Source organism: Streptomyces sp. QH1-20, assembly GCF_041283565.1.
GTDB classification, from domain to species: Bacteria; Actinomycetota; Actinomycetes; order Streptomycetales; family Streptomycetaceae; genus Streptomyces; species Streptomyces syringius.
In genome coordinates, this window is the sequence record NZ_CP166301.1 from 19,770 (window position 1) to 27,235 (window position 7,466).

General features: G+C 70.8%; 9 protein-coding genes. All 9 read left to right on the forward strand.

The annotated features are described in order from the left end of the window. Window positions 1-83: 83 nt before the first annotated feature. The 9 genes from AB8O64_RS37165 (at window position 84) to AB8O64_RS37205 (ending at window position 7,407) form a co-directional block, all read left to right on the forward strand. Window positions 84-2,366 (forward strand): FtsK/SpoIIIE domain-containing protein, encoded by a 2,283-nt coding sequence (locus tag AB8O64_RS37165; RefSeq protein ID WP_370424403.1) that lies wholly within the window; start codon window positions 84-86, stop codon window positions 2,364-2,366. Between the two features lie 239 nt (window positions 2,367-2,605). Further along, window positions 2,606-3,328 carry a hypothetical protein gene (locus AB8O64_RS37170; protein WP_370424404.1) on the forward strand — a complete coding sequence of 241 codons (723 nt, stop codon included), beginning with the start codon at window positions 2,606-2,608 and terminating at the stop codon, window positions 3,326-3,328. Window positions 3,329-3,499: 171 nt separating this feature from the next. Further along, window positions 3,500-4,354 (forward strand): DUF4097 family beta strand repeat-containing protein, encoded by an 855-nt coding sequence (locus AB8O64_RS37175; protein WP_370424405.1) that lies wholly within the window; start codon window positions 3,500-3,502, stop codon window positions 4,352-4,354. 53 nt (window positions 4,355-4,407) lie between these two features. Further along, window positions 4,408-4,785: a hypothetical protein gene (locus AB8O64_RS37180; protein WP_370424406.1), complete on the forward strand. Its 378-nt coding sequence runs from the start codon at window positions 4,408-4,410 to the stop codon at window positions 4,783-4,785. Between the two features lie 125 nt (window positions 4,786-4,910). Continuing rightward, window positions 4,911-5,156, forward strand: coding sequence for a hypothetical protein (locus AB8O64_RS37185; RefSeq protein WP_370424407.1), 246 nt, complete (start codon window positions 4,911-4,913; stop codon window positions 5,154-5,156). A 68-nt stretch (window positions 5,157-5,224) separates the two neighbouring features. After that, window positions 5,225-5,731 (forward strand): hypothetical protein, encoded by a 507-nt coding sequence (locus tag AB8O64_RS37190; RefSeq protein ID WP_370424408.1) that lies wholly within the window; start codon window positions 5,225-5,227, stop codon window positions 5,729-5,731. 17 nt (window positions 5,732-5,748) lie between these two features. Next, window positions 5,749-5,919 (forward strand): pRL2-8, encoded by a 171-nt coding sequence (locus AB8O64_RS37195; protein ID WP_370424409.1) that lies wholly within the window; start codon window positions 5,749-5,751, stop codon window positions 5,917-5,919. 17 nt (window positions 5,920-5,936) lie between these two features. Further along, the gene (locus AB8O64_RS37200; RefSeq protein ID WP_370424410.1) at window positions 5,937-6,560 is read left to right on the forward strand and encodes a hypothetical protein; all 624 of its coding nucleotides are present in this window, start codon (window positions 5,937-5,939) and stop codon (window positions 6,558-6,560) included. 352 nt (window positions 6,561-6,912) lie between these two features. Further along, window positions 6,913-7,407, forward strand: a complete 495-nt coding sequence (locus AB8O64_RS37205) for a transcriptional regulator (RefSeq protein WP_370424411.1) — start codon at window positions 6,913-6,915, stop codon at window positions 7,405-7,407. Window positions 7,408-7,466: the final 59 nt, after the last annotated feature.

Below are 7,466 nucleotides of genomic sequence, written 5' to 3' on the forward strand. Positions count from 1 at the left end.
CCGCCCCCGAAAGCGCGGGGCCCGGCGCCTCCCTCTCACAGTCGCCGCCGGGCCCCGCTTCCTCCCGAAGGAGAAGCACCAGCATGACCGAGATGCCGACCGACCCGAGCCACAAGAGCACCGACCTGGCCACCGTCACCTACGTCCACGGCGCGGGGCCGGCCACGGACGGCGAGTACATCCCCGTCCCCCGCCCTTTGGGTGGCACGCCCGAGGCCACCGACCGCTCTGCGGTGGTCGAGTCGGCCCGCCGAGTCCTTGAGGGCGAGGCGATCCCCCGGGCTGCTGCCGAGATCGAGAAGACCGAGATCGATCTGGACGCCTTCGACGACCGCCCGCTCATCCCGGCCTGGGCCAAGACGCCCGAGGGCTGGGCCATGTACTCCGGCGTGCTGTACCGCTCCCGGCTGCGGGCTTACCGCCGCTGGGTCCGCCGCCAGCGCACCGACCGCGGGCACGTCGCGCAGTTCAGGCGCGGGACCCGCCGGGTGCAGGACTGGGTTACCGGCTTCGAGGGCATCCAGACGCAGGCCCTCGCCCACCAGGCGCACGTCGCCGCGAAGGAGGCCCGCGCCGCCGCCCGCGCCGCCCGCTACACCCCGGCGCTGATGAAGAAGAAGAAGGAGGTCGCGCTCAGGGAGGCCGACCGCACCCAGACGGTCGCCATGCAGGCCGTGAACGCCCACAAGCAGGCCAAGAACTACCGGCGCAAGCTTCGGGCCCTGCGCGCGGGTGCCGCGTACGGCCCGCCGCTGACCGCTATCAGCACCGGCTACGCGACCGGCGGGGGACTCGGCGCGACCGCCGGCGTGCTGGCCACCTTCGTCGGCGGGGCCTTTGCGGGCCGCGAGGTCGTGGTCGAGGAGACGGACTGGTCGGCGGACTGGCGCTCGCTCGGCGACGGCGACCCGATGACCGCGCCGATGCTGGACGAGGTTTTCCGCCACGCGAAGGTCATCGGCTCCGAGGAGTCCCTGCACATCGTCCAGATGCCGATGCTGGACGCGCGCGGCGCCTGGTCGGCGGTTATCGACCTGCCGCCCGGAATTCCGGCGAAGAAGGCAATGCGGGCCCTTTCCGAAATCGCCTCCGCTCTCGGAGTCGAGGACGCGCAGGTCAGCATGACCAAGACCAAGGGAAAGGGCGCCCGCTCGGGTCGCCTGGAAATCTACGTCTCCAAGGATCTGCCGTTCACGGAAAGCGCCGAGGCGGGCCCGCTGCTCGCCCTGGAGGCGGCCACGAACTTCTGGGGTCGCATTGCGATCGGCCCGGACGTGCGCGGCCTGCCGATGTCGATTTCGGTGGTCGAGCGTTCCGGCCTGGTCGGCGGCGAGCCCGGCGCGGGCAAGTCGGCGTCCGGCAACGTGATCCTGCTGGCCGCCGCCCTCGACCCGCGCGTCATTCTGTGGCTCGCGGACGGCAAGGGCGGCGGTGACCTGGAGCCCTTCGAGGAGCTGTGCGAGTGGTTCGAGGGTGACGCCGACCCCGAGGCGTTCTACGAGATGCTCAAGGCCGCCATCGCCGACATGAAGGCGCGATACGCCCTGCTCAAGAAGCTGGGCAAGCGCAAGGTCACCGAGGAGCTGGCCAACAAGTACCCGCTGCTCCGGCAGAAGCTGCTGTGGGTGGACGAGCTGATGTTCTACACGACCGACGACGACTTCGGGAAGAAGATCACCAAGCTCCTGCGCAACCTGGTCTCCCGGGGCCGCGCGGCGGGGATCGTGACCTTCTGCGCCACCCAGAAGCCCGGCAGCGACGTGGTGGACACCAGCCTCCGGGACCTGCTGTCCATCCGGTGGGCGCTGCGCTGCACCACCCCCGAGGCGTCCGACACGATCCTCGGCAAGGGCGCCGCGGCGGCCGGCTACTCGGCGAAGACCATCGAGCCGGAGATGCGCGGCGCCGGGTTCCTGTGGGCCGAGGGCTCCAACCCGGCCCTGGTCCGCGCCGACTACTACACCGACGACCAGGTCGAGCTGCTCATCAAGCGCGCGTACGACCTGCGCGACGCGGCCGGCACCCTGCCGGAGGGGCCGAAGACCCTCGCTGACCAGCTCCGGGACAAGGGGGAGCCGGACGCCGACGTCCTCGCGGTCCTGGTCGACGTCTTCAACGCCTACGACCAGGAGGCGAAGGAAGAAGACGCGACCGGCGAGGTCGACTGGCTCCCGGGCACGGTCCTGGTCGACGCGCTCAAGGCGGCCGGGCTCGACATCACCCCCGAGAAGCTGGCCCGCCTGGTGGTCCGCGAGGACGCCGAGAAGAAGAAGCGCACGTGGCAGGACAGCACGTCCGCGCTCAACGGCTACCCGCTCACCGCCGTGCTCCGGGCGGTCCAGTCGAAGTACGGCCTGACCGCCTGAGAACCCGGATTCACCCCGGACGGCCGCCCGGAATGCCCTGGTATCACCCCGGACCGGGCGGCCGTCGACCCGGATGGCACCCCCCTCGACCTGGATGGGCCCCGTCCAGGTCGAGCCGGGTCCCGTCCAGGATGCGCACCCCTTCTGACCTGCATCAATGCCGGACCCATCCAGGCCCGATCCAGGTCACAGCACCGCCCAAACCATGACAAACCGCGAGAGCCGAGGAAGGGCCTGAGATGGACGCGAAAGCCGACCTGAAGCTCACGGGGATGGCGTACGTCGACGGCAAGGAGCTGCTGTGCTCCGAGTGCGGCAACGGCTTCTCCCTGGAGATCCACAAGCACGGCTTCCGGGAGGTCCACCCGGCCTGGATCTGCTGTCTGTCGTGCGGCAAGGGCGAGGACTCCAGGGTCGTCACCAACGGCCTGGTCGACGCCGTCCTCGCCTACCGCGCGGCCCGGATCAAGGAGGAGGACCGCGACGTCTTCCGCGCCGAGTGGCGCGGCATCGTCATGACCGGCGAGATGCAGCCGCTCATCGACATGTACCAGCTCATTGGCGCCGCCAAGGCCGTGAAGGAGGGCGTGGACAAGATCGCCGCACCCGAGGCGAAGCGGTGGTGGCGCGGGAAGAAGAAGGCGGCCAAGGCACAGGTGAAGGAGAAGGCCGGCGCGGTCACCGGTGCGGTGAAGGGCAAAGCGAAGGAGGCCGCCGACGACGCGACCGGCAAGGCGGGCGAGGCGCTGAGCACCGCGAAGGCCACCGCGCTCACCACGGCCTGGACGCTGCAGACCGGCGGGGCCGGGCCGACGGTCAGCCAGAAGCCGAAGCGCCGGCGCTGCACGGTGAAGGGCTGCCGGGCCGGGATGGTCACCATCTCCACCCGTGTCCACGCGGCCACCGGCAAGACCTCCGAGGTCAAGATCCCGTGCGGCGTCTGCCACCGAAGCAGCACCTGACGACCGCTCCCCCGGAAGAAATTTCCGGGCGCTGACCTGCACGAACGCGCGCTATGCAGACTCGGAGTCTGCGAACCCCTGGACATGCAGACTCGGAGTCTGCATCATCTAATTACCGCAAGCGAAAAAGCAGGCGGAAACGACAGCGGGAAACCGCAGAGGGAGACCACCTTGAGCACCGAGAAGACCTTCACCGCCAGCACCGCCGGCCGAATCTTCGCGGACCTGATCAGCAAGGTCGGCACGGTCAACGTGTACGTCGACCCGGCGCTGAAGACCGCCGAGATCACCGTCCGCACCAGCGACAACGAGGGCCCGCTCGCCGACGCGGTGAACGGCACCACCCACCGCGAGTACGACTACAACGGCACGCGCGTCCTGGAGGTCCACGTCCCCGAGGTCGAGGGCGGCGTCTTCGGCGGGACCAACGTGGTCCAGATTGGCGGCAGCCGCTTCTCCTTCAACGGCGGCGTCATCAACACCGGCAGCATGACCGGCGTCACCATCAGCAACGGCGACGTGTGGGTGGGTGGCCAGCGCGTCGTCTCCAACGGCCGCGTCGTCGCCGAACAGGGCGCCGTGGTCGGCGGGAGCGGCAGCGGGACCATCACGGCCGACGTCAAGGTGCCCTCGCTCTCCTCCTTCCGGCTCGACACCACCAGCGCCGACCTCACCGTCCACGGCGGCGACCTCCAGGTCCTGGAGGTCCGCTCGGTCTCCGGCGACGTCGACGCCACGGCCGCGCACACCCTGCGCGCCAACATGACCTCCGGTGACCTGAACATCAGCCGGGTCGAGGGCCGCGCCGACCTCCAGTCCGTCTCCGGCGACATCGAGATCGGCCTCTACCGCGGCACCGACTTCCGCGCGAACGCGGTCTCCGGCGACATCGAGGTGCGCGTCCACGAGGAGGCCCGCGGCGAGTTCTCCGCCTCCACGGTCTCCGGCGACGTCACCACCGTGGGCGCCGAGCACCTGCGCCCCCGCGTCTCCACGGTCTCCGGTCGGGTCCGCCCTCGCCGCTAACGCCAGCGAACTTGCCAGCAAATCCGCCAGCGAAAACGCAGACAGGAGACACCGTGGCGAACGCACTGACCAGGTGGTTCATGGCCCTCCTCGGCAAGTCCTGGGCCTACGAGACGGTCGACCAGGTCCGCGAGGTCATCGCGAAGAACTCCTTCGACTCCCTCCCGGAGCGCGCCCAGGAGCACGCGAAGGGCGCCGCCGGCCTCACCGACTCGTACGCCTTCCAGCCCGGCCTGGTCGATCTGCACGACGAGCTGCACGACACCTGGATCTACCTGGCGTCCCTGAAGGGCCGGGCCCGCGGGATGGGCTACGCCTCCCTCGCCGGGCACCTGGAGGCCGCCGCCGACTCCACCCGCGACGTCATGGAGCAGGTGGCCAGCGCCGCCGAGGCGACCGTCCCCGCTCCCCAGGTCCCGCTGACCAGGTAGACACGCCCCGGGGCGGCCGTCACCCGGCCAAGGATCGCCGACCGCCCCGGGCCCCGTATCCCGCTCCGAACGGCAGCGGGAGGGAGCCCCCATCGTCCCTCACGACACCGAAGGAGCCCGCTGTCATGGCAGCTCAGCCCGACCAGGAAAGCCGCACCGCCGCGAAGGCCCGCTTCACCGAGCTGAAGAAGGTCCGCGACCAGGCGCACGAGGACGCGGAGAAGGCCAAGACCGCCGCCGACGAGGCGATGTGGAAGTCCATCGCCGCCGAGCTGGACGCGGGCAACGCCCTCCAGCTCGACGTCGTGGAGGCCACCGGCTTCTCCCGCGACCACGTCCTGCGCCGCACCAAGCCGTACCGCCAGAACTGACCGCCCGGCCCCCGGGTCCGCCCCGGGGGCCGGTGGTCTCCCCCAGACAGAAAGCCGAGGTCGCCCCCGTGAGCACCGAGAACCCCGCCGCCGATAGCCGCCCGCTCAGCGAGTCGGAGGCCGAAGCCGAGGCCCGCCGGATCATCGAGGGCCTGTGGAAGTCCGAGCCCGTGACGACCGAGACCTCGTACGTCGACCGCACGCCGGTCCCCCCGTACGGCACCGCCGAGCCGGTCCACCAGGAGGACCACCGGATTGTGCCCGCGTGGGCCGCCGGGGTGGCCGTCGCCTCCATCGGTGTCGGTGCCGGCATCACCGGTGTCGGCTGCGGTGTCTGGCTCGTCTGCCAGGGATTCGCCGCCGTCACGCTGACGTCCGTCCTGTTCGTGACGCTCCCCATCGCCGCCGTGGCCGCCGTCGTCGTCGCGGTCGGCTCGGTCGTGCGGTCGGTGAAGGCCGCGAACGTCACCACCCACCACCACTACTCCGGCGCGGTCCACCAGGAGCACAACACGCAGGTCACGAGCCACGGCGGCAAGTGGTTCGGCCGGTCCAACACCACCGTCAACCACTGACCCGGGGGAGAGACACGATGGCGAGCAAGAAGGCTTTGAACCCGCCGGTTGGCGAGTGCCGCCAGTGCTGGCTGCACGCCTACGACAGCCGCGAGCAGCACAAGCACCTGAAGCCGCGCGAGGACTGCCCGGCGTGCGTGTCCCACATGGGCGGCAAGTGCCCCGACTCGATGATTGTGAAGGGCTGACCATGAAGCTGCCCTGGATGAGCCGCGCAGACCGGCGCCTCTGGAAGTCCGCGAAGACCGTCGCCGACCTCGGCGAGCTGATGGCCCGCTGGCTGGAGGGCACGATCGCCTCCCGCCCCGGCTACCAGCCGCGGTTCGGCCCCGACGAGGAGACCGCGCACCTGGTGCCGACCCTCGCCGCGCTGTGCCGGGCCGGGTACGTCACCACCTGCTCGCAGCCCGGATTCGCGGGCACCGGCGCGGATGGCCTGTGGTGGGAGCAGCGCGCCGCGGTCGAGCTGGTCGTCACCGACGCCGCCCTCTTCCACCGCCTGGTCGAGGCCGCGCACGCCGCCGGGCTGACCGTCCGGATCAACGACCACCGGCGCGACGGCGGCGTCCAGGAGCAGCCCGTCGTCGTCACCACCCGCGACGGGGAGCCGGTCACCGCGTTCGGCGGACGGATCGGCCGCGCGGACATGGCCATCCAGTGGCCTGGCCTCGACCGCGGCCTCTACGACCAGGTCGCGCACGGCATGTACGTCTCGATCGTGGCGCCGGAGTGGGGCACCGCCGGCGAACGGCTCTGGGTCGTCCTCGACTTCCTCACCGGCCTGCGCCGCCAGGAGCCGGACGACCCGTGGGCCCGGCCCGCCGGCTGACCCGCGCCCGGCGACGCCGCCCCGGCCAGCACCCGCCCTCCCCCGCTTTTGGGTGGCAGGAGATCAGCCCGGAACCGGCCGCAAGCCCGGCCGCTTCCGGGCTGTGTGCTGAGCGGCCCCGCATGAGCCCCACGCCACGCTCCGTGTGGTCCCCGGGAGCGGACGGCAGGCGCGGCCCGCGAGATTCTTTCGGGGCCTGACCAGCACAGACCCGCCCTATGCAGACTCGGAGTCTGCGAACCCCTAGACACGCAGACTCGGAGTCTGCATCCTTGAATTACCGCAAGCGGAAAAGCAAGCGGAAAAGCAAGCGGAAACAACAGCGGGAAACCGCAGAGGGAGACCAGCATCCATGAGCGCAGCAGCCGTGTTCGCCGCCGTGTTCGTCGCGCTGTTCATTGCGCACTCGGTGGGCGACCACTGGGTCCAGACCTCCCACCAGGCGGCCCACAAGGGTGAGAACGACCGCACCCCGGGCCAGTCCAGCCGGGCCGGTCGGATCGCCTGCACCCTGCACGTCATCGGACTGACGATCACCAAGGGCATCGCCCTCGCGGCGGTCGTCTGGGCCCTCGATATCCCCGTCACAGTCACGGGCGTGGTGGCCGGCCTCGGCGTCGACGCGGCCACCCACTGGTGGGCGGACCGGCGCAGCACCCTCGCCTGGCTCGCCAAGGTCACCGGCAAGACCGAGTTCCTCAGCCTCGGCACGCCCGCCCACCCGGCGCACCCCGTGACCGCCGAGGGCACGTACGCGCCGACCCTCGGCACCGGCGCCTACGCCCTTGACCAGAGCTTCCACCACCTGTTCCTCGGCGTCGCGGCGCTCCTGATCGCGGCGCTCTGACCAGGGCGCACCAAGATAAACCAGCTAGATAGTCCGCAGCTCACACCGGAAGGACCCCA

Bases quoted from the DNA above. Each gene is read 5' to 3' on its own strand.
- AB8O64_RS37205 (WP_370424411.1), top strand. From the start codon at position 6,913: ATGAGCGCAGCAGCCGTGTTCGCCGCCGTGTTCGTCGCGCTGTTCATT.
- AB8O64_RS37165 (WP_370424403.1), top strand. From the start codon at position 84: ATGACCGAGATGCCGACCGACCCGAGCCACAAGAGCACCGACCTGGCC.
- AB8O64_RS37185 (WP_370424407.1), top strand. From the start codon at position 4,911: ATGGCAGCTCAGCCCGACCAGGAAAGCCGCACCGCCGCGAAGGCCCGC.
- AB8O64_RS37195 (WP_370424409.1), top strand. From the start codon at position 5,749: ATGGCGAGCAAGAAGGCTTTGAACCCGCCGGTTGGCGAGTGCCGCCAG.
- AB8O64_RS37200 (WP_370424410.1), top strand. From the start codon at position 5,937: ATGAGCCGCGCAGACCGGCGCCTCTGGAAGTCCGCGAAGACCGTCGCC.
- AB8O64_RS37170 (WP_370424404.1), top strand. From the start codon at position 2,606: ATGGACGCGAAAGCCGACCTGAAGCTCACGGGGATGGCGTACGTCGAC.